This is a genomic window from Amycolatopsis orientalis (assembly GCF_000943515.2).
In the GTDB taxonomy this organism is placed as follows: Bacteria; Actinomycetota; Actinomycetes; order Mycobacteriales; family Pseudonocardiaceae; genus Amycolatopsis; species Amycolatopsis orientalis.
Genome location: NZ_CP016174.1, coordinates 6,873,669 through 6,892,994 on the forward strand (window position 1 = coordinate 6,873,669; position 19,326 = coordinate 6,892,994).

The following is a 19,326-nucleotide window of genomic DNA, read 5'->3' on the forward strand; positions in this document are numbered from 1 at the left end:
AGTAATGAACCACCGCACCTGACCGAGGTGCACGAAGACTGGGGACGGAGGTGTCGTGCTCGACGAAGGAACACCCCTGTTCGTGCAGATCGCCGAACAGATCGCCGACGACATCGCCGAGGGAAGCCTGGCCGAGGGGGAACGCGTGCCGTCAACCAACGAACTCGCCGCCTTCTACCGGATCAATCCGGCGACGGCGGCCAAGGGAATCAACGTGCTCGCCGACGACGGCCTGCTCGAAAAGCGGCGCGGCATCGGGATGTTCGTCGCCGCCGGAGCGCGGGAGAAGCTGCTCACCGACCGGCGGAAACGGTTCGCCGAGCAATACCTCGACCCGATGCTCGTCGAAGCGAGGCGCCTCGGCATCGACGACGAAGCCCTGATCTCGCTCATTCGCGGGAACGGACACCAGAACGGAGGACCGGCCGCATGACGCCGACCATTTCGACCACCGGCCTGACCCGGCGCTACGGCGACCACCTCGCGCTCGGCGACGTGACGGTCGATATCGAAGAAGGCAAGATCACCGGCCTGCTGGGCCGCAACGGCGCGGGCAAGAGCACCTTCCTGCGCATCATCACCGCGCAGGAGTTCGCCAGCGCGGGCACCGTCCGCGTGTTCGGGGAAAGCCCGGTGGAGAACGAACGGGTGCTCCAGCGCCTGGTGCTCGTCCGCGAGGATCAGCAGTTCCCGGACTTCAAGGTGCGCCACGCCCTCGCGGCGGCGTCGTGGTTCTACCCGAACTGGGACGCCGAACTGGCCGACACCCTGCTCCGCGACTTCGATCTGCCGACGAAGCGGCCGATCAAGAAGCTGTCGCGAGGTATGCGCTCAGCACTGTCGATCACCATCGGGCTGGCGGCACGCGCGGAACTCACGCTGCTCGACGAGCCGTACGCGGGCCTCGACGCCGTCGCGCGGCAGCTGTTCTACGACCGCTTGCTCGACGACTACTCGGCTCATCCGCGCACGGTGCTGCTCTCCACGCACCTGATCGACGAGGTGGCCGATCTGCTGGAGCACGTCGTGATGATCGACAAGGGCCGCGTCGTCCTCGATGCGCCCGCCGACGACCTGCGCGGCGCGGCCGCCACGGTCAGCGGGCCGGCCACGGCGGTGGAGACCTTCGTCGCCGGACGGCGGGTACTGCACCGCCGCAAGATCGGTTCGCGGGCTTCGGTCACCGTCGCCGACGCGCTCGACGCCGCGGCCAAGGCACGGGCCCAGGCCCTGCACCTGAAGCTGGAACCGTTGTCCCTGCAGCAATTGATGGTGCACACCTCCAACGGACAGACCGCAGAGGAGGCGTCCGCATGAACACCCTGATCAACGTCGCGCGTTACCACCTGGTGGACCGGATCCAGTTCATGGTCCTTCCGATCGGTGTCACGTTCTTCGCGTTCTTCGTCAACCTCGCCATTTTCTCGCTGCTGCCCGGAACTCCCGAAGAGAACTACTCGGGTGGCCTGGCGACGATGTACGTGTTCATGCTCGTCTGCGGCGCGTTGAGCATGACGAAATCTCTGCCGTTCGGGCTCGCGCTGGGCGTGTCGAGGCGGTCGTACTACCTGGGCACCATCCTGCTGATCACCGGGTTGTCCGCGCTGTACTCGGTGGGGATCGCCGTGTTCCAGGCGATCGAGGAGGGCACCGGCGGCTGGGGGCTCGGCCTCCACTACTTCCGGGTCCCCTGGCTGCTCGACGGTTCCTGGTATCTGACGCTGCTCACGTCGTTCGTGTTGCTGACGCTGATGTTCGTCTACGGCATGTGGTACGGCCTGATCTACCGCCGCGCGGCGGTCGTGGGCGTCGTCCTGTTCTCCGCCGCGCAGGTACTGGTGGTGCTGGGCGGGGTGCTGGTGCTCAGCTGGACCGATTCCTGGTCGAAGCTCGGCACGTTCTTCAGCTCACTGACCGTGGGCGGGATGACCGGGGTGCTCGCGCTGCTGGTCTGCGTCGCGGGTGCCGGCGGCTTCGCCACCATGCGCCGCGTCACCGTCTGATCCGGCCGGAAAACCCTTCCACACCAAGGAGTTCTGCTATGGCCGTGGCTCAGGTGGTGCTGTCGTCGCTGCTCGCCGCGATCTTCGCCGTACTGGGGGTGGCGAAGGTCCTGCGTCAGCCGTCGTTGGTCGCCCGGACCGAGAGACTCGGTTTCGGGGTCCGGGCGATCCAGGGGATCGGCGCGCTGGAGGTCGCGGGGGCGGCCGGACTGGTGGCCGGGCTGTTCTGGCCGCCACTCGGGATCGCCGCGGCGATCGGCCTGGTGGCCTTGCTGATCGGGGCGGCCGTCGCGCATCTGCGGGCCGGCGACGGGGGCAAGGACGTCGTCCCGCCGCTGTGGCTCGCGCTGATCGCGGCGGCCACCGCCGTGATCACGATCGTTTCACCTTAAGCGGCAAGGGTTTCGCGTGCTCTGTCCCGGATGCGTCCGACCACGGTCGACCGCCGCCAGGCATGCGTGACTTCGACCAGCCATGCCGCTTCGGTGGCGATGTCGGGCTCGTCGAGGTAGGTCGCCGGAACGTCGTCGGGGGCGAACCGGCGGCCGGCCTCGGAGGCGACGAGCGCGGCGGCCAACGCGGCCGCCTCGATCGTCGCGGGGACACGGGCTTCGGGGATCTTCGCCCGGCGAGCCTCGGCTTCCGCGACCGGCGGCACGTCCGGATCGAAATACGGGCGCAGCGCGAGATGGCCGTCCCGGATCTCGATCACCCTGCGGTACAAGGCGAATTCGACCCCGCCCGGCATACCGGGGCCCGGGTCCAGCGCGATTCCCGGGACGGCTTCCCGCATCGCCGTCCACAACGGCTCGATCCGGCGGTAGGTCCGGTACGTGCCGAGCAGGCGGAACGGGGTCGCCAGCGCCGGGCCCCACACGCTGAGCGTCGCGCCCGCCCCGGCGAGCCCGACGCTCAGCGCCGCCAAGATCGACGACAGCGTGTCCTCACCGGCGTCGACCGCGCCGGTGGTGGCGAGGATGTAGATGTCGTCGACGTCCCAGAAGGTCCAGCCCAGCGCGGCGACCCCGCCGCCGACGAGCAGCCACAGCCCGGTGCGGAGCGGGCCGGGGGCGGCGTGACGCGCGAAGCGGGCAAAGACGACCGAGAAGGTGAGCAGGCTGATCAGCCCGTAGACGAGGAAGAGGACGTTGTACGCGACGAACCAGCCGAGCCTGCCCGGCCCGGCGGCGGTGTGCTCGCCGACGCGGTAGCTGCCGGACAGGAAGAAGAGCGCGATCTCGGCGGCCACCACCGTCCAGGAAAGCATCGCGTGCCAGCCGATCCGCTTGCTCTCACCCAGTTTCAGCGAATGCGCGAACGCAACCGCGAACGCCATCGCGCCGATCTTGAGCAGATCGGCGGCCAGGTTGAGAAGACTGCCGATGGGTTCTTCGATGCCGACGGCGTTCTCCATGGCCGGGGTGAGCAGCATGATGCCGCCGGCGATGCACATGCCGAAGCCGCTGAGGAACCACATCCGCCGCAACGGCTGGGTGTGGCGGGCCTGGATCAGCTTGTAACCGAAGCCCGCGAAGGCCACCACGCAGCAGAAGTACGCGATGGTCTCGATCATGGCAGGCGTCGCTTCCGGCTGCCGAAGAGGTTGTCGACCCTGGCCATCCCACCGGCGAGATCGCTGCCGGTCTCGTCGGTGTGGACCACGCCGCGCACCGCCGTCCTGGCGACGCGCTGCGCGAGCAGACTGGCGAGCAGTTCGGCCTCCTGCTCCTCGACGGCGCTGTAGCTCGTGCGGCCGAGGACACGGCGGACGAGTTCGGGCGACAGGTTCGGCATGAGGGTCTTGCTGGCGGCGGCGTCGAGCGCGATGCCGTCGGTGCCCGTGTCGGAGCCGACGTGGCCGCACAGCAGGTGACCGACCTCGTGCAGCAGGATATGCCGCCGGTGGAGGGCGGTGGTGTTGGTCGGGTACAGGATGTAGTCCGCGCGTTCGGTGCTCATCAAGAGCCCGCACGGGCCGCTGGACGGAACGTTGACCTGCATCAACTCGATCGGGCGGCCGCGTTCGGCGGCCAGTTCGGCGATGAAGGCACCGGCGTCGAAGGGTTCGGGAAGACTGACGCCGTCGGCGAGACTCCGGCAGCGGCGCCACAACTCCTTGCGGTGGCGGTCCACTCACGCCTCCCTCTTCGTGCCGCCCCGTCCGGATTCCCTGCGGGCGATCGCGTCGATCATGTCGCTGATGGTGTCGAGTCCATCGGGGGAAAGTGTTACCGCCCGCAGCGCGACGTCGCGGACACCGGCGTCGCGGAGGGCGCCGAGGAGCGCGAGTTCCTCGGCGATCTTGGCACTCTGCTCGTCGTCGAAGAAGTACGCGGGCGAGACACCGAAGAACTGGGCGAGCGCTTCGAGATGGCGTTTCGTGGGATTGTCGCGGCGACCGGTGCGCAACTGCCACAGGTAGGTCGTCGAGAAGCTCTCGCCGGTGGCCTCTCGGCAGGCCTTGGCGACTTCTTCGTGACTGTACGGCTCGCGATCGGGTCTCAGCACGATCTGGAACAGCTTGTCGATCTTTTCGGCGAGCGTCGTCTTGCCGGGCTCGGTCGCGGCCACCATCCCACTCCCTACATGTCGTGCCCGTTCATGCTAGTTGACGCGACACCCGCGCCGTACACGACAGTTTTCACCTCATACGAGGCCGCGGCTGGCAACGCGGGCACGAAAAGGACGAACGGTTCATGAAGGGATCGCGCCGGATCGGCGTCCCGCATCGACCGCACGGCAGGCCTTCCTGGCCGTAGGCGTCGAGAGAACGGTCGAAATACCCGGACTCGCCGTTGATGTTGACGTACAGCGCGTCGAACGACGTCCCACCCGCGACGAGTGCGGCGGCCATGACCTCGCTGGCGGCGGTGAGGACTGTCCGGCCCTGCGCCGCGGTGAGCCTGTCGGTCGGGCGGGCCCAGTGAAGTTTGGACCGCCAGAGTGCTTCGTCCGCGTAGATGTTGCCGATACCGGAGACGAGGGTCTGGTCGAGCAGGGCGCGTTTGATCTCGGTCCGCCTCGACCGCAGGGCACGGACGGCCTGGTCGAGGTCGAACCGCGGATCCATCGGGTCGCGGGCGATATGCGCGATGGTGCTCGGCAGGGCGGTCCCGTCGACTTCGGTGAGTTCCGCGAGTGCGAGTCCGCCGAAGGTCCGCTGGTCGACGAAGCGCAGCTCCGGGCCGTCGTCGGCGAAGCGGAACCGCACGCGAAGGTGCTTCTCGTCAGGCGCGTCTTGAGGTTGGACGAGCATCTGGCCGCTCATGCCGAGATGGGCGAGCATGGCCTGGCCGTCCGACAGCTCCAGCCACAGATACTTGCCGCGACGGCGTGCCGCGGTGATCTTGGTTCCGGAAAGCCGTCCGGTGAAGTCCTCGGCGCCGAGTTCGTGGCGGCGGATCGCGCGGGCGTGCAGGACTTCGACCTCGGTGATCGTCCGGCCGGAGGCATGCGCTTCCAGCCCGGCGCGGACCACCTCGACCTCGGGGAGTTCGGGCATGGTCCCGATTCTCCCATTGACCCTCGTGAGTGGTAATCGCGGTCAGAACCGTCATTACCACTCACGAGGGGCAGTGGAGAGGTACCTCAGGTGGTCTTCGGCGGCTGCTCGACGTCGAGTTCGGCCGAAAGCTGGCGCCAGGCTGTCTCGGCGGCCTTCTGTTCGGCTTCCTTCTTGGTCGTCCCCGAGCCGTAGCCGAGTTCACGCCCGCCGACGAGCACGGTGGCGCTGAACTCCTTACGGTGGTCGGGACCGGTGTCCTCGACCTTGTACTCGGGTACACCGAGCCCTGCCGACGCGGTCAGCTCCTGGAGACTGGTCTTCCAGTCCAGACCGGCACCGCGCAGCGGCGCTTCGGCGAGCAGGCCGTCGAACAGGTGGTGCACGAGCTGACGCGCGATGTCGATGCCGTGCTGCTGGTACGCGGCGCCGATGACGGCTTCGAGACCGTCGGCGAGGATGCTCGCCTTGTCCCGGCCGCCGGTGAGCTCTTCGCCCTTGCCCAGCAACAGGTGCTTGCCCAGCCCGCCTTCACCGAGGCCGCGCGCGACCCGGGCCAGCGCGTGCATGTTGACCACGCTGGCACGGAGCTTCGCGAGCTGCCCCTCGGCCAAGTCGGGATGGGTGTTGTAGAGATGGTCGGTGACGACCATCCCCAGCACCGCGTCACCGAGGAATTCCAGACGCTCGTTCGGCGGTAACCCACCGTTCTCATAGGCATAAGAACGGTGGGTCAGCGACAGCTTCAGCAGCTCGGGCTCGATGGTGATCCCGAGCGCTTCGAGCAATGGTGCGGGGTCGGCGGGCGGTCCACCGGCCGACTTGCCCCCCATGTCGTCAGCCGCCGATCAGGCGGGCTCGACGACCTGGCGACCGTTGTGCTGGCCGCAGGCCGGGCACGCGATGTGCTGGAGCTTCGGCTGCTTGCAGGCGCGGTTGGAGCAGGGCACCAGCTGAACCGGAGCCGCCTTCCACTGGCTGCGGCGCGCGCGGGTGTTGGATCGCGACATCTTCCGCTTCGGGACGGCCACGAGTAGATCTCCTTCAGACGGTCTGCCCGCGGTCGCGAGCGAACTTGCTTCTCCGGAACGAGCTGGTGCTCGTCAGGCTTGCTTTCCGGGGCCATCGGCCTGGTCATCGCCCGTTTCGTCCTCGAAACGATCGACCAGCGCGGCCCACCGAGGGTCTATCTTCTCATGCCCGTGACCGGGCTCGAGATCGGCCCACTTGACGCCGCATTCGATGCACAGACCCTGGCAGTCCTCGGTGCACAGCGGGGCCAGCGGCAGCGCGAGCACGACCGCGTCGCGGACCGTCGGCTCGAGATCGATCCGGTCGTCCACCAGGCGGGGGATCTCGTCCTCGTCGGTGGTCTCCTCGGTCGCGGAGCCGGGGTAAGCGAAGAGCTCGGTCAAGTCGACCTCGACGTCCTCGGTGATCGGGTCGAGGCATCGCGCGCAGTGGCCCGTCGCGACGGCGGAGGCCGTACCGCTGACGAGGACGCCCTCCACGACGGACTCGAGCATCAGGTCGAGTTCCAGGCTGGAGCCGGCGTCGATGGTGATGACGTCGGGCACACCGAGCGCGGTGGCGACGGGGATGGCGCGGTGGACGGCCTTGCTCAGGCCGGCGTGACGGCCGAGTTCACGGGTGTCGAGCACCCACGGGTTCCGGTCGTCCAATTGCGCGGGCCTGGCCTGCGGCGACTTGTTCTCAGACATCGGTGACCAGGGTACGCAGGTACCGCCACCGGTTTACGGGCACGGTCTGTGAAGGCCTGCGGTGCAGGGGACGCGGTGCGAGTCCGTGAAGGCCTCCTTGAGGGACCCAGAGTCCCTCAAGGAGGCCTTCACGGACTGCGCTTGGTTGCGCGCGGCAGCGGCTAGGACTGGTAGTCGTACAGGGAGGTCCGGCTGTTGCCCGGCAGGTTGACCGGGGACCGCAGGTGGTTGCGGCCGGAATCGACCGTCCGCAGCGTGGTGGCCAGCAGTTCGGAGAACTCGGCGAGCTTGCCGTCGACGTAGGCGTCGCAGTCGCTCCGCTGCTTGTCGGCCTCGACATGCGCCTCGTCGACGATACGCGCTGCCTCGCCGTGCGCGGCCTGGACGACCTCGGTCTGCGAGACGAGCCGGGCCTGCTCGGCGCGGCCGTCCTCGATGGCGCGCTCGTAGGCGTCACGCCCCGCCTGGATCATCCGCTCCGACTCGGCCCGCGAACGGTCGGTGAGGTTCTGGAACTCGGCCTGCCCGGCGGCGACCATGCGCTCGGCCTCGCTGTGCGCGTCGCCCATCATCTGCTCGGCGCGGGCGCGGGCGTCGGCGAGGATGCGCTCGGCTTCGGCCTGCGCTTCGGCGACCGTGCGGTCCGCCTCGGTGTTCGCCGTGGAGATCGTCTCCGCCGCCTCGGTACGGGCGGTCTGGATCAGCTGGTCACGTTTGTCGAGGACGTCCTGCGCGTCGTCCACCTCGCCCGGGAGGGCGTCGCGGATGTCGTCGAGCAGTTCGAGGGTGTCCCCCCGCGGTACGACGCAACTGGAGGTCATCGGCACGCCGCGGGCTTCCTCCACGATGGTGACGAGCTCGTCGAGCGCCTCGAAAACCCGGTACACGGCCCACTCCCTACCTACAGCGATCCCCACATTCCCTGAGATCAGTTTGCCCTCATCGCCGCCGTAAGGGGTGAAAGCGCGCGGTACCGGGCGTGTCCCGCCCGGTACCGCGCGCCATGATCACCGAAGGGTCAGCTCCGGATCGAGGACGAGCCTCAGCAACTGCTGGTCGTTCAGCGACGGCCCGCGGGGGCCGCTCAGCGCCCCGAGGTCCGTCACGGTGACCGCGGTGCCGTCGGCCAGGAACGCGATCGCGTCGCGGCCGCTGACCGATTCGACGGTGCTCCCCTTCAGATCCGCTCCGGGGTTGCCCTTCTCCATGATCACGACCCGCGTCCCGCCCGGCTGGGGCAGCACCTCGCACCGCAGGGGTTTCCCGTCCGGCAACGTGACCACGGGACCTCCGGGGCAGGCCGCCCGGTCGGAATACATCTTCTTGGTCGAGACCACGCCGGCGAGCGTCACGTTGAACCCGCGTTCCACGTCGGAGGCGTCCCGATAGCGCACGCTCGCGGTCATCACGTCCCACTCGGCCGGGTAGTAGTCCTGTTCGAACTCGCCGAACTCGAACCCGGTCGCGCCGGGCAGCAGATTCATGACCGTCTTCCGCAGATGTTCGAGGTTCCGCGCCTTCTGCGCGGTGAGATCCACCAAGGGCGTGTGCTCGTCCGGCCTCACCTGAGGCGGGAGCGCCGAGGAGGTGGGGGCGGCGGGCGACACCTTCGCCGGCCCGTCCCCCGGTGCCACGAACACCACCGCCGCCGCGATCACCGCGAGTGTCGCGACCCCGGTCGCGACGACCCCCCGCCGGTTCCGCAGCTTCTTCGCCGCGGTCCCGGCGACCTCGTCCGGGTCGAAGCCGAGCGGGGGCTCGGCCAGTTTGATCCCGCGTAGCCTGTTTTCGAGTTCGTCCATCACGCGCTCCTCCCGGAGACAGCCTCGTCGTGCTGTCTCTTCAGTGCCGCGCGCAGGACGTCGAGTCCCCGCGCGGCCTGGCTCCTGACCGTCCCTTCCGAACAGCGCAGCGCGACGGCGACCTCCGCGACCGGCAGATCGGCGCAGTAGCGCAGCACGACGGCGGCGCGCTGTTTCGGTGGAACCTCAGCGAGGGCGCGAAGCAGCGAATCCGAAATCCCGGCATCAGCACTGCCGGCCGGGGCCACTGACTCTTCGGGGACGACACCGTCGCGGTTCTCTCTGCTCCGCCATGGTCGTCGCCGCTCGTCGAGCCAGCAGCGCATCAGGATCTGCCTCGTGTAGTTGTCGACGGGCCCTTTCCGGCGGACCTTCGGCCAGACCCGGTAGAGCTTGATGAGCGCGGTTTGGACCAGATCCTCCGCGAGATGCCAGTCGCCGCAGAGCAAGTACGCCGTCCGTCTCAGCGGTAGCGCTTTCTCCCTGGCGAACTCCCTGAAGCTCGCATCGTCCCCAGACCGCATCGTGCCTCCTCGTCAGTGTTCCGGTGTATCTCACGGACGAGGAGGCACGAAATGTTGCACGGGCGGGTCAGCCGGCGAGATTCACCAGCTTGAAGGTCGCGTAGCGGTCCGGCGTGTAGACGATCTCGCCGCCCTTGCCGGAGATCACGCGGTCGCTCGTGCCGACCGGGAACAGCTGGTAGTAGCCGGCGGCGCACGACGGCAGCACGGCTTCGCGGTTCTCGTAGACCGTGCCGGTCGCGCCGCCGCGCGCCTTGTCCACCACGGACTTCGCCGCGGCGGAGAGCGTCGAGTAACCGACCTTCGCCAGTTTCGAGGTGTCACCGCAGGCCGGCGTCGGCGAAGGCGTGCCGTCGACGTCGATCACGGAAAACGTCGCGTAGTGGTCGCCCGTGTAGAAGAACTCCCCGCCGCTCCCGGTGACGATGCGGCGCGCGCCACGGTCGGGCGAGCCCGGGGTCAGGACGGTGTACTCGTGGTAGTAGCCCGAAGCGCACTTCGGGAGGATGTTCTCCCGGTTCGAGAAGACCGTTCCGTCCTTGTCCGGATACGGGAACGGGCCGCCCTTCTTGATCAGGTTGTACGTCGTGGTGGCCTCGGCGGGCAGCGACGAGAGCGCCGAGTGCTTGAATCCGGTGAGATCCCCACAAGGGTTCTGCTGGACGGAGACGGGCGTGTTCGCGGCCGTGGCCTGCGCGGCACCGATCCCGCCGAAGAAGGTGACTAGCAGAACGAGCAGCGCGGCGGCGATCCGCGATCGTTTGTTGGTCATTTTCGGACCGTAACCCGATCGTGTGTTCACCAGAAGGCGTGAAGGTGAACTCTCCCTCGCCACTCACCACAAGCCGACCAACGGCTTCGGCCGTTCGGGTCAACCTCGTTCGGAGTACTTCTCCATGAGCCGTTTGAACACTATCGGCGGGACCAGATGCTCGATGTCGCCACCGAGCGCGGCGACCTCCTTGACCAGCGAACTGGAAACGAAACCGTACGCCGGGTTGTTCGCCATCAGCAGCGTCTCGAGCCCGGTCAGCTCGCGGTTCATCTGCGCCATCTGGAGCTCGTAGTCGAAGTCGCTGACCGAGCGCAGCCCCTTCGCGACGGCGACGATGTCGTTCTCGCGGCAGTAGTCGACCAGGAGCCCCTGCCAGGAGTCGACGCGCACGTTCGGCAGCTTCGCGGTGATCTCGCGCAGCATGTCCATCCGTTCCTCGACGGTGAACAGGCCCTTCTTGCTCTTGTTCACCCCCACCGCGACGACGACCTCGTCGAACAGTTTGGCCGCCCGTTCGATGATGTCGAGATGTCCATTGGTGGCCGGGTCGTAGGACCCGGAACAGACCGCACGCCGCATGCGCGGACGCTACCAAGGAGAAGGGACCCTTGCGCGTTCATCCGTGCGCCGTCTCACACCTGATATTCCGCCCAGTACAGCGCGGTGTCGCCGTAGCGCTTGGTCCGCATCGGCTCGAAACCCGCCGCCCAGTCCGGTTCGCCGTCCCGCGCGGCCCGTTCGATCACCACCAGCGCGCCGTCGGCGACCCAGCGGTTCGCCGCGAGCGCGGCCATGACCTCCCCCAGCCGGGTGGAATCCACAGCGTACGGCGGGTCCGCGAGGACGATGTCGAACGTTTCCGGCGCCGGAGCGGCGACGACGGCCTCGACGGCGCCCGCCCGGACCGTCCCGCCCAGCCCCAGCGCGGCGACGTTCCCCTTGAGCACTTCGGCCGCACGCCTGTCCGACTCGACGAACAGCGCGCCCGCCGCCCCGCGGGACAGCGCCTCCAGGCCGAGAGCGCCCGAACCGGCGTAGAGGTCGAGGACCTGGGCTCCCTGCAGTTCGCCGGCTACCTCCAGCGCGTTGAACAGCGCTTCGCGCACGCGTTCCGAGGTGGGCCTCGTGCCCTTCGGAGGGACCTTCAACCGCCTGCCGCCCGCGGTCCCCGCCACGATCCTGGTCATTGGAGCATCGTGCCTCAACGACATCCACCGTGACGTAGGACGGGACTTGGTGATGCCGCCGCTCACCTCGCGTAGAGTCGTCCTTCGCCCTCGGAGGCGATAGAAGCGTTTAGGAGCGTTGCGTGTCCGAACCTCGGGTCAGACGGGCCGAGATCGCCATCGAGCAAGCCCATGTGGACAGGGTCTACACCCGGCTCGCCGAATTGCGTGCCCAGGCTGAGGCCATGCGTACCAAGGGCTATGAAATCGGCCATGGCGCGGGTCGTGAAGCCATCTTCGAACAGGCGTCGATGCTGTTCGAGCGCGACATGATGGTCTATCACGCCAACCAGACCCTCCAGACCCTCGACGCGGAGTACGAGGGCCTGGTGTTCGGCAGGCTCGACCACCTCGACAACGACCACATCTACGTCGGCCGTCTCGGCATCCGCGACGCCGAGTTCGACAACCTCGTCACCGACTGGCGCGCGCCCGCGGCGGCGGCGTTCTACCAGGCGACCGCCGAAGAGCCCATGGACGTCGTCCGGCGCCGGGTGATCCGGTGCTCCGGGCAGAACGTGCTCGATGTCGACGACGACGTCCTGATCGCCGACGCCGTCCCCGAGAACATGCAGATCGTCGGCGAGGGCGCGCTGATGGCCGCACTCGGGCGGTCGCGCGGCGAGAAGATGCGGGACATCGTCGCGACCATCCAGAAGGAGCAGGACGAGGTCATCCGGGCGCCGTGGCGCGGGGTCACCGAGATCACCGGCGGCCCCGGCACCGGCAAGACCGCGGTCGCGCTGCACCGCGCGGCGTACCTGCTCTACCGCCACCGCCGCCAGCTCGGCGGCGCGGGCGTGCTGGTGATCGGCCCGTCCGGGGTGTTCACCAGCTACATCTCGCGGGTGCTGCCGTCGATGGGTGAGACGAACGTCGAACTGCGCGCGCTCGGCGAGGTCCTCGACGGCCTCGAAGCCACCCGTCAGGACGCGGCGCCGCTGGCGGCGATCAAGGGATCGCTGCGGATGCGCAAGATCCTGCTGCGGGCGCTGCGGGACACACCGGAAGACGCGCCCGAGGACATGAAGATCGTCTACCGCGGTGAGGTGCTGCGGCTGAACGCGCGCGAGCTCGACAAGGTGCGCCGCAAGGTCCACACCGCGGGCGGGCCGCCGAACCGGTCGCGGATCCGCGCCGCCGAGCTGCTGCTCGACGCGCTCGCCGCGAAGGCGGAGCAGCACGCGAAGGACGACGGCCGTCAGATCGACAAGGCCGAGCTGATCACCGAACTCGGCGAGCGCATCGAGTTCCACCGGTTCCTGGTGGTCTGGTGGCCGATCCTGTACCCGGCGCAGATCCTGCGCTGGCTCGGCACCGAGAAGCGGCTCGCCGCCGCGGCGAAGGGCCTGCTCAACCGCGCCGAGATCACCATGCTCGCCGCCGACTTCGCCGACCGCTCGCGCGGCTGGACCATCGCGGACGTCGCGCTCCTCGACGAACTGCGCGTCCTGATCGGGCAGCCGCCCAAGAGCCGCCGCGGCAGGCAGAGCATCGAGGTCAACCCGGAACGCGGCGGCGCCCCGACCCGGCCGGAGCACTACGACGAGTACTCGCACGTGGTCGTCGACGAGTCGCAGGACCTTTCGCCGATGCAGTGGCGGATGGTCGGGCGGCGCGGCAAGTACGCGAGCTGGACCGTGGTCGGCGACCCGGTGCAGAGTTCGTGGCCGGATCCGGGCGAGGCGGCGATGGCGCGTGACCAGGCCTTCGGGCTCAAGACCACGCGGCGCCGGTTCACCCTCCGCACCAACTACCGGAACTCGGCGGAGATCTTCGACCTGGCCGCGAAGGTCGTCGCCGGGCACGCCGAGGCCGACGAGCTCCCGCGCGCGGTGCGGCAGACCGGCATCACGCCGGAGGTCCGGCCGGTCGAGGCCGCCGGGCTGGAGGCGGCGACGCAGGCCGCGGTGAAGGAGCTGATGGGGGCCGTCGAAGGCACCGTCGGCGTGATCACCGCCATGGACCGGGTGCCCGAGGTCGAGGGCTGGCTCGCCGAGCTGTCGGACGAGCGGCTCAAGGTCGTCGGCAGTCTCGACTCCAAGGGCCTCGAGTACGACGCCGTCGTCCTGGTGGAGCCGAACGACCTCATCACGGAGTCGACCACCGGCCGCCGGGTGCTGTACGTGGCCCTGACCCGGGCGACCCAGCAGCTGACGGTCCTCGCCTCGAACCCCGACTGGATCCCGGCTGCCTGACCCCGCGCCGGCCTCACCCCGCGCGTTTCGTCCTCTGGACGCGGTAGTTGCGCGTGCAAGTACCGCGTCCAGAGGACGAAACGCGTGACGGGGCGGGAGCGAAAAAGCTGAAGGGCTCCTTCAGGGCACTGGTGAATGTCCTGAAGGAGCCCTTCAGACCCCCGGTGAGTGAACGATGTGGGGACGCATCGCACGTCCAGGGGTATTTCTACTGCCTCTTCGTTGTTCGGTGTCACGGCGCTTTCACCGAACAACAACGCCGAACAACGAATCGGTGGTGGTCACGGGCACGGAGGCCGGTAATCGAGCCCCGGCAGGCGTTGTTCCCACTCCGCCTCCGTGATCCGCGGGGCCACGGTCGCGCAGACCCGCTCGGCGGCGCGTTCGGCGTTCGTCTCCCACAACCGCACGCTGCCGTCCGCGACGGAGGCCGCGAGCGTGTGCCCGTCAGGGGCGAACGCCACCGCGTTGACCCTGTCGACATCCTCGGCCAGCGTCGCCGATTCGCGGACCGTCCCGGGATCGGAGACATCCCATAGTCGCACGGTCCGGTCGTAGCTGCCGGTCGCGAAGGTCTTCCCGTCTCCGCTGAACGCCACCGAGATCACGATGTCGGTGTGCCCGGCGACCAGCGCGGACTCCCTCGCGGCCGCCGGATTCGACACGTCCCAGATCCGTGCGGTGCGGTCGGCGCCGCCGGTCGCGGCGAGTCTGCCGTCGGGGCTGAACGCGACGGAGAACACGGTGTCGGTGTGTCCCTTCAGCACCGAAAGCTGCTTCGGCGCCTTCACCATGGAGACGTCCCACAGCCGCGCCGTGTGATCCCAGCCCCCGGTCAGCAGCGTGCGGCCGTCCGGGGAGAACGCGATCGAATGGACGTCGTCGTCGTGCCCGGTCAGCGTCGCGAGTTCGACGGGTTTCCGGATGTCGGCGACATCCCACAACTTGACGGTGTGCCCCGCGCCCGCGGTGGCGAGGGTCCGGCCGTCCGGGCTGAACGCGACCGCGTCGATGTCCTCCGAGGGCCGGCTGAAGACACCGGCGTCGACCGGCTTGCGCGGATCGGTCACGTCGACCAGCCGCATCGTGTGGTCCCACGAACCGATGGCGAGCGTCCGGCCGTCCGGGCTGAACGCGAGACCGCAGGCGCCGCCGCCGAAGCCGGTGATCCTGCCCAGTTCACGCGGGCTCCGCGGATCGGCGACGTCGTTCAGCCGCACCACCCCGTCCAGGCTCCCGGTGGCCATCGCTTTCCCGTCGGCGCTGAAGACCGCCCGGCAGGCCGACCTCGAGGGACCGCTGACCACGGGGCCGGGCAGCTCCCACAACCGCACCGTCTGATCGTCGCTCGCGGTCACCAGCGTGCGGCCGTCCGGGAAGAACACCGACCAGACCACCGCCGCGGTGTGCCCGGCGAGCGGCAGCTCCTCGCGCGGTTTCCTCGGATCGGTGATGTCCCACAGCCGCGCGTTGCGGTCGAAACCGGTCGAGGCCAGCCTCGTCCCGTCGGGGCTGAACGCCACGGAGCGCACGATGGTCTTGTGCGACGCCATCGTCGTCAGCGGCGACGGCGTCATCGGGTCGGTGACGTCCCACAGGCGCACGCTCTGGTCGATGCTCGCGGTGGCGAGCGTCCGGCCGTCCGGGCTGAACGCCGCGGCGTGGACGCCGGCGGTGTGCCCGTTCGCCACGCCCAGCGGCCTGGTCTTGAGCGGATCGGCGACGTCCCACAGCCGCACGGTCTTGTCCGCGCCCGCCGAAACGAGCGTCCGGCCGTCGGGCGCGTAGGCGAGACCGTTGACGTTGCCGGTGTGCCCGGTGAGCGTGGCCACGAGCACCGGTTTCGCGAGGTCGCGGACGTCGAACAGGCGGATCGTGCCGTCGCCGTCCGAGGTGGCGAGCACCGGCGCCTTCGGGCTGAACGCGACCGCGTTGACCCGGCTCGGATGCTCCCCGACCACCACACCCGGCCCGGGCTTCGCGGGATCGGCGACGTTCCACAGCCGCGCGGTCTTGTCCCAGCCCGCCGTCGCGACCGCGCCGCCGTCGGCGCTGAACGCCACCGAGTTGACGTTGGCGGTGTGCCCGGACAGCGTGGCCAGTTCGCTGGGGTGATAGGGATCCTTGACGTCCCACAGCTTCGCCGTCTGGTCCCAGCTGCCGGTCACCATCACCCGGCCGTCGCCGCGCAGGGCGGCCGAGTTGACCCGGTTGGCGTGCCCGGGGACCCGGGTCGAATACGGCGACGCGACCATCCCGAGCACGCTGCTTCGGGTCTCCGTCCCCGGATCGACCCGGTACGCCGCCAGCGCGAGCTGCGCGGCCAGTGCCGGATTCGTCGCCCGCATCGCGGCGGCCTGCCCGGCGACCTTCTGCGCGAGCGCGCTGTTGCGCTGGCTGGTCGCGGTCTGCTCGGCGCGGACGGCGTACACCATCGCGGCGGTCGCCAGCACCAGCAGCACGGCCAGGAGCGCGACCAGCTGACGCAGCCGCCGGGTGCGGCGCCGCGCGATGGCCTGCTCGCGCTTCTCGATGGCGACACTCGCGTCGAGGAACCGGCGTTCACGCTGGGAGAGCGCGCTGTCGTGCTCCCCCGCCCATTCCATGGCGATGGCGAGCCGCGCACCGCGGTAGAGCCAGCCGTCGTCGCGGTCGACGGATTCCCACGCGTCGGTCGCCTCGGTGAGCTGACGGTGTACCCGCAGGCCTTCGCGGTCTTCGGCGAGCCACTCGCGCAGCCGCGGCCAGCCGCGGATCAGCGCTTCGTGCGCGATCTCGATGCCGTTGTCGTCGAGGGTGACCAGCCGCGACGACGCCAGCCTGTCCAGCACGACGGCCACGTCCGGATCGTCGGCGTCCACCTCGTCGCGGGTGATGCGGCGTTTGGTGTCCTCGGTGCCCTCACCGAGCGCGGTCATCCGCAGGAAGATCTGGTTCGCGAGCCGCTGCTGACGCTCGCTCAGCGCGGTGAAGGTGTGCTCGGAGGTCTGCGCGACCGAGCGTTCGATCCCGCCGGTGGATTCGTAGCCGGTGAGGGTGAGGGTGTTGCCGTGGCGGCGGCGCCAGGTCTCCAGCAGCGCGTGCGAGAGCAGCGGCAGCACGCCGGGCTGCCCGGTCGCGTCGGCGACGAGGCGGGAGACCAGCGCGTTCTCGACGCGGTACCCGGCGTCGATGGCCGGCCGCGAGATGGCCTGCCGCAGCTCCTCGGTGCTCATCGGGCCGACGAGGATCTGCGCGTCCTGCATGGCCTCGACCAGCTCGGGATGCCGGGCGCAGTGCGTGTAGAAGTCGGTGCGGATGCCGAGGACGACCCTGGTCCGGCTCTCCGGTTCCGTCGTCGCGGTGACGAGCGCGGACAGGAAGGCGGCCCGCTCGTCGGCGTCCTGGCAGAGCGTGAAGACCTCTTCGAACTGGTCGACGACCAGGACGACGTCGCCCTCGCGGTCGGCGACCAGCTGACGGGCGGCGAGGCCGAGGTTGCGCGGATGCCCGGTGAACTCGTCGAGCAGGCCGCCGGGTGCGAGCCCGAGCGCCGCGCCGAACTGGACCGCGCACTCCTGCAGCGGACGCGAGCCGGGGGTCATCAGCAGCGTGACGGAATTCTCTCCGATGGCGGGCAACAGCCCGGCCCGGAGCAACGACGACTTACCGGAACCGGAGGCGCCCAGAACCGCCAGAAAGCGTTGTCCCGAAAGCCTCGTGACCAGTTTTTGGACAAGTCGTTCGCGACCGAAGAATCGGCTCGCGTCGGCAGGCCCGAATGCGGTCAGGCCGATATAAGGGGGCGATTCCCCATTGACCGGGGCAACCGGTGAATCGTTGACTCCGGGGCGCGTCCGCTCGGTCACGTCGTGCCATCGGGCCTCCCACTCGGCCTCGGGCCCGTCGCACGCCCGGACATAGGCCAAGGTCACCGCCAAGCTGGGCATCTTCTTCCCGCCGGCGGCTTCGGACAGGGTGCCCGCGGAGTAGTGGGCACGCCTGCCCAGCTCGCGGTAGGTCGGATTTCCGGCTTTCTCCCGCAATCGCCGGAGATCGGCGGCGAACTCCAGCAACGGATCGTCCCCGGGGTCCAAAGGTCGCTCCGGACGCGGCACCCTCAATCCTTTCTTTTCAGTGGTTTTCCCACGGTCCCATTCGAGGGGCAACCGTACCGTGGAAACGGACGAAGTTCGCGAGGTACCGGGTCCATCGTGTCCGTTAATTTCGATCGCTTGACCGGCAACTGTGAGGAGCGCCGCCCCGGACCGGGAAGGGATCGGGCGGCGGCCGCGTTGTACCGGTGCGTGACCTCCTTGCCTGACATCCCGCTGTCCGTGCTCGACCTCTCGCCCGTCGTGGCCGGGGGCGGCGTTGGCGACTCGCTGCGCAACACCCTCGACCTCGCCCGCCGCACCGAGGCGCTCGGCTATCACCGCTACTGGCTCGCCGAGCACCACAACATGCCCGGGATCGCCAGCTCCGCGACCGCCGTGATGATCGGCCAGGTCGCCGCCGCCACCGAACGCATCCGGGTCGGCTCCGGCGGGGTCATGCTGCCGAATCACGCGCCACTGGTGGTGGCCGAGCAGTTCGGCACCCTGGAGGCGTTCCACCCCGGCCGGATCGACCTCGGCATCGGCCGCGCCCCCGGCACCGACCAGCGGACCGCACTGGCGCTGCGGGGACCCGGCGGGCTCACCGCGGAGAACTTCCCGCAGCAGTTCGCGGAACTGCTGGCCTACTTCGAGCACTCCGACCAGCGCGCCGTCAACGCCGTGACCGCCGAGGGCAACAAGCCGCCGGTGTGGCTGCTCGGGTCGAGCGGCTTCAGCGCGCGGATGGCGGGCGAGCTGGGCCTGCCGTTCTCGTTCGCGCACCACTTCAGCGCCGAGAACACGCTTCCCGCGGTGGCGCTCTACCGCGACTCGTTCAAACCGTCGGATGTCCTGGACGAGCCGTACGTGATGCTCGGCGTGTCCGTGATAGCCGCCGAGACCGACGAACGGGCCCAGTACCTGGCCGGGCCCAGCAGCCTGACCTTCCTCAGCCTGCGCAAGGGCCGCCCCATCCCGCTGCCGACGCCGGAAGAGGCCGCGGCCTACCCGTACACCGACATCGAGCGCGTGTTCATCGAGGACCGGGCTTCGAGCAGCGTCATCGGTTCACCCGAGACCGTCCACAAGGGACTGGAGACGCTGCTGGCCGACACGGACGCGAACGAGCTGATGATCACGACCATGGTGCACGACCAGGCGGACCGGGTGCGGTCCTACGAACTGGTCGCCGACCTGGCGCGCTGACCCCTGCTCCGTCGCGCCACCAAGGGAGCTGAAGGGCGCTTTCACCGCATCTCATGCGAGGAAAGCGCCCTTCGCCGCGTCTTATGAGAGGAAAGGCCCCTTCAGCTCCGCGCGACCACACCGCGCGACACCGCCGGGCGCGCCCCGAACGGACCAGTCGACGCCGAACACGAAAGAACGGACAAGATCCCGGTCCGCCTTTGTCATAAAGGGACAAGAATTCACCGGTTACCAGGACGTGATGTCTTGATCACACCGAAGTTCTTGTCACCAAGCAGGCGCGTGATTAGCGT

At 69.0% G+C, this 19,326-nt stretch carries 20 protein-coding genes; 6 read left to right on the forward strand and 14 right to left on the reverse strand.

What is annotated here, in order from left to right; translation table 11 throughout:
* Nucleotides 1–55: 55 nt before the first annotated feature.
* From SD37_RS29755 to SD37_RS29770, 4 genes are read left to right on the forward strand one after another with little or no spacing between them, the layout of a single operon-like run.
* Nucleotides 56–433, forward strand: a complete 378-nt coding sequence (locus tag SD37_RS29755; protein ID WP_037311493.1) for a GntR family transcriptional regulator — start codon at nucleotides 56–58, stop codon at nucleotides 431–433.
* Nucleotides 430–1,317 carry an ABC transporter ATP-binding protein gene (locus SD37_RS29760; protein WP_044855441.1) on the forward strand — a complete coding sequence of 296 codons (888 nt, stop codon included), beginning with the start codon at nucleotides 430–432 and terminating at the stop codon, nucleotides 1,315–1,317. Before SD37_RS29755 ends, SD37_RS29760 begins: the two co-directional genes overlap by 4 nt.
* Nucleotides 1,314–2,003: a hypothetical protein gene (locus SD37_RS29765; RefSeq protein ID WP_044855442.1), complete on the forward strand. Its 690-nt coding sequence runs from the start codon at nucleotides 1,314–1,316 to the stop codon at nucleotides 2,001–2,003. The genes SD37_RS29760 and SD37_RS29765 overlap by 4 nt, the downstream gene beginning before the upstream one ends.
* 38 nt (nucleotides 2,004–2,041) lie before the next feature.
* Nucleotides 2,042–2,395 (forward strand): DoxX family protein, encoded by a 354-nt coding sequence (locus tag SD37_RS29770; protein WP_044855443.1) that lies wholly within the window; start codon nucleotides 2,042–2,044, stop codon nucleotides 2,393–2,395.
* Here the strand turns inward: SD37_RS29770 and SD37_RS29775 are convergent.
* The 13 genes from SD37_RS29775 to rsmD all read right to left on the reverse strand — a co-directional run bounded on the left by SD37_RS29775 (nucleotide 2,392) and on the right by rsmD (nucleotide 11,514).
* Nucleotides 2,392–3,576, reverse strand: coding sequence for an MAB_1171c family putative transporter (locus SD37_RS29775; protein ID WP_044855444.1), 1,185 nt, complete (start codon nucleotides 3,574–3,576; stop codon nucleotides 2,392–2,394). The two genes, SD37_RS29770 and SD37_RS29775, sit on opposite strands and share 4 nt — an antisense overlap.
* Entirely contained in the window at nucleotides 3,573–4,136 is a 564-nt protein-coding gene (locus SD37_RS29780; protein WP_044855445.1) for a hypothetical protein, read from the reverse strand. The genes SD37_RS29775 and SD37_RS29780 overlap by 4 nt, the downstream gene beginning before the upstream one ends.
* A complete protein-coding gene (locus SD37_RS29785) occupies nucleotides 4,137–4,577 on the reverse strand; it encodes a helix-turn-helix domain-containing protein (protein WP_037311474.1) in 441 nt (146 codons plus the stop codon).
* A 67-nt stretch (nucleotides 4,578–4,644) separates the two neighbouring features.
* Nucleotides 4,645–5,505, reverse strand: coding sequence for a bifunctional DNA-formamidopyrimidine glycosylase/DNA-(apurinic or apyrimidinic site) lyase (gene mutM / locus SD37_RS29790; RefSeq protein ID WP_044855446.1), 861 nt, complete (start codon nucleotides 5,503–5,505; stop codon nucleotides 4,645–4,647).
* Between the two features lie 86 nt (nucleotides 5,506–5,591).
* Nucleotides 5,592–6,338 carry a ribonuclease III gene (rnc, locus tag SD37_RS29795; protein WP_161780873.1) on the reverse strand — a complete coding sequence of 249 codons (747 nt, stop codon included), beginning with the start codon at nucleotides 6,336–6,338 and terminating at the stop codon, nucleotides 5,592–5,594.
* A gap of 15 nt (nucleotides 6,339–6,353) precedes the next feature.
* Nucleotides 6,354–6,536 (reverse strand): 50S ribosomal protein L32, encoded by a 183-nt coding sequence (gene rpmF / locus SD37_RS29800; protein ID WP_005160412.1) that lies wholly within the window; start codon nucleotides 6,534–6,536, stop codon nucleotides 6,354–6,356.
* A 72-nt stretch (nucleotides 6,537–6,608) separates the two neighbouring features.
* On the reverse strand, nucleotides 6,609–7,226 hold the full coding sequence (locus SD37_RS29805; protein ID WP_044855447.1) for a YceD family protein: 618 nt from the start codon (nucleotides 7,224–7,226) through the stop codon (nucleotides 6,609–6,611).
* A 161-nt stretch (nucleotides 7,227–7,387) separates the two neighbouring features.
* Nucleotides 7,388–8,113, reverse strand: coding sequence for a DivIVA domain-containing protein (locus tag SD37_RS29810; protein ID WP_044855448.1), 726 nt, complete (start codon nucleotides 8,111–8,113; stop codon nucleotides 7,388–7,390).
* Nucleotides 8,114–8,233: 120 nt separating this feature from the next.
* The gene (locus tag SD37_RS29815; protein ID WP_044855449.1) at nucleotides 8,234–9,028 is read right to left on the reverse strand and encodes a hypothetical protein; all 795 of its coding nucleotides are present in this window, start codon (nucleotides 9,026–9,028) and stop codon (nucleotides 8,234–8,236) included.
* On the reverse strand, nucleotides 9,028–9,552 hold the full coding sequence (locus SD37_RS29820) for a SigE family RNA polymerase sigma factor (RefSeq protein WP_044855450.1): 525 nt from the start codon (nucleotides 9,550–9,552) through the stop codon (nucleotides 9,028–9,030). Before SD37_RS29820 ends, SD37_RS29815 begins: the two co-directional genes overlap by 1 nt.
* A gap of 67 nt (nucleotides 9,553–9,619) precedes the next feature.
* On the reverse strand, nucleotides 9,620–10,324 hold the full coding sequence (locus SD37_RS29825; protein ID WP_044855451.1) for a ribonuclease domain-containing protein: 705 nt from the start codon (nucleotides 10,322–10,324) through the stop codon (nucleotides 9,620–9,622).
* 99 nt (nucleotides 10,325–10,423) lie between these two features.
* Nucleotides 10,424–10,906 carry a pantetheine-phosphate adenylyltransferase gene (gene coaD / locus SD37_RS29830; protein WP_037311447.1) on the reverse strand — a complete coding sequence of 161 codons (483 nt, stop codon included), beginning with the start codon at nucleotides 10,904–10,906 and terminating at the stop codon, nucleotides 10,424–10,426.
* Between the two features lie 53 nt (nucleotides 10,907–10,959).
* Nucleotides 10,960–11,514: a 16S rRNA (guanine(966)-N(2))-methyltransferase RsmD gene (rsmD, locus tag SD37_RS29835; protein WP_037311444.1), complete on the reverse strand. Its 555-nt coding sequence runs from the start codon at nucleotides 11,512–11,514 to the stop codon at nucleotides 10,960–10,962.
* 122 nt (nucleotides 11,515–11,636) lie between these two features.
* On the opposite strand from rsmD, the gene SD37_RS29840 reads away from it, so the two are divergent.
* Entirely contained in the window at nucleotides 11,637–13,751 is a 2,115-nt protein-coding gene (locus SD37_RS29840; protein ID WP_044855452.1) for a HelD family protein, read from the forward strand.
* Nucleotides 13,752–14,032: 281 nt separating this feature from the next.
* On the opposite strand, the gene SD37_RS29845 is transcribed toward SD37_RS29840, so the two are convergent.
* On the reverse strand, nucleotides 14,033–17,848 hold the full coding sequence (locus SD37_RS29845) for an nSTAND1 domain-containing NTPase (protein WP_472239391.1): 3,816 nt from the start codon (nucleotides 17,846–17,848) through the stop codon (nucleotides 14,033–14,035).
* 189 nt (nucleotides 17,849–18,037) lie between these two features.
* Here SD37_RS29845 and SD37_RS29850 point away from each other — a divergent pair, with 189 nt between their 5' ends.
* The gene (locus tag SD37_RS29850; RefSeq protein WP_174567921.1) at nucleotides 18,038–19,033 is read left to right on the forward strand and encodes an LLM class flavin-dependent oxidoreductase; all 996 of its coding nucleotides are present in this window, start codon (nucleotides 18,038–18,040) and stop codon (nucleotides 19,031–19,033) included.
* The last annotated feature ends 293 nt before the right edge of the window (nucleotides 19,034–19,326 follow it).

Coding starts and splice junctions, on each gene's coding strand:
- SD37_RS29760 (WP_044855441.1), top strand. CDS start 430: ATGACGCCGACCATTTCGACCACCGGCCTGACCCGGCGCTACGGCGAC.
- SD37_RS29765 (WP_044855442.1), top strand. CDS start 1,314: ATGAACACCCTGATCAACGTCGCGCGTTACCACCTGGTGGACCGGATC.
- SD37_RS29770 (WP_044855443.1), top strand. CDS start 2,042: ATGGCCGTGGCTCAGGTGGTGCTGTCGTCGCTGCTCGCCGCGATCTTC.
- SD37_RS29775 (WP_044855444.1), bottom strand. CDS start 3,576: ATGATCGAGACCATCGCGTACTTCTGCTGCGTGGTGGCCTTCGCGGGC.
- SD37_RS29785 (WP_037311474.1), bottom strand. CDS start 4,577: ATGGTGGCCGCGACCGAGCCCGGCAAGACGACGCTCGCCGAAAAGATC.
- mutM (WP_044855446.1), bottom strand. CDS start 5,505: ATGCCCGAACTCCCCGAGGTCGAGGTGGTCCGCGCCGGGCTGGAAGCG.
- rnc (WP_161780873.1), bottom strand. CDS start 6,338: ATGGGGGGCAAGTCGGCCGGTGGACCGCCCGCCGACCCCGCACCATTG.
- SD37_RS29805 (WP_044855447.1), bottom strand. CDS start 7,226: ATGTCTGAGAACAAGTCGCCGCAGGCCAGGCCCGCGCAATTGGACGAC.
- SD37_RS29815 (WP_044855449.1), bottom strand. CDS start 9,028: ATGGACGAACTCGAAAACAGGCTACGCGGGATCAAACTGGCCGAGCCC.
- SD37_RS29820 (WP_044855450.1), bottom strand. CDS start 9,552: ATGCGGTCTGGGGACGATGCGAGCTTCAGGGAGTTCGCCAGGGAGAAA.
- SD37_RS29825 (WP_044855451.1), bottom strand. CDS start 10,324: ATGACCAACAAACGATCGCGGATCGCCGCCGCGCTGCTCGTTCTGCTA.
- coaD (WP_037311447.1), bottom strand. CDS start 10,906: ATGCGGCGTGCGGTCTGTTCCGGGTCCTACGACCCGGCCACCAATGGA.
- rsmD (WP_037311444.1), bottom strand. CDS start 11,514: ATGACCAGGATCGTGGCGGGGACCGCGGGCGGCAGGCGGTTGAAGGTC.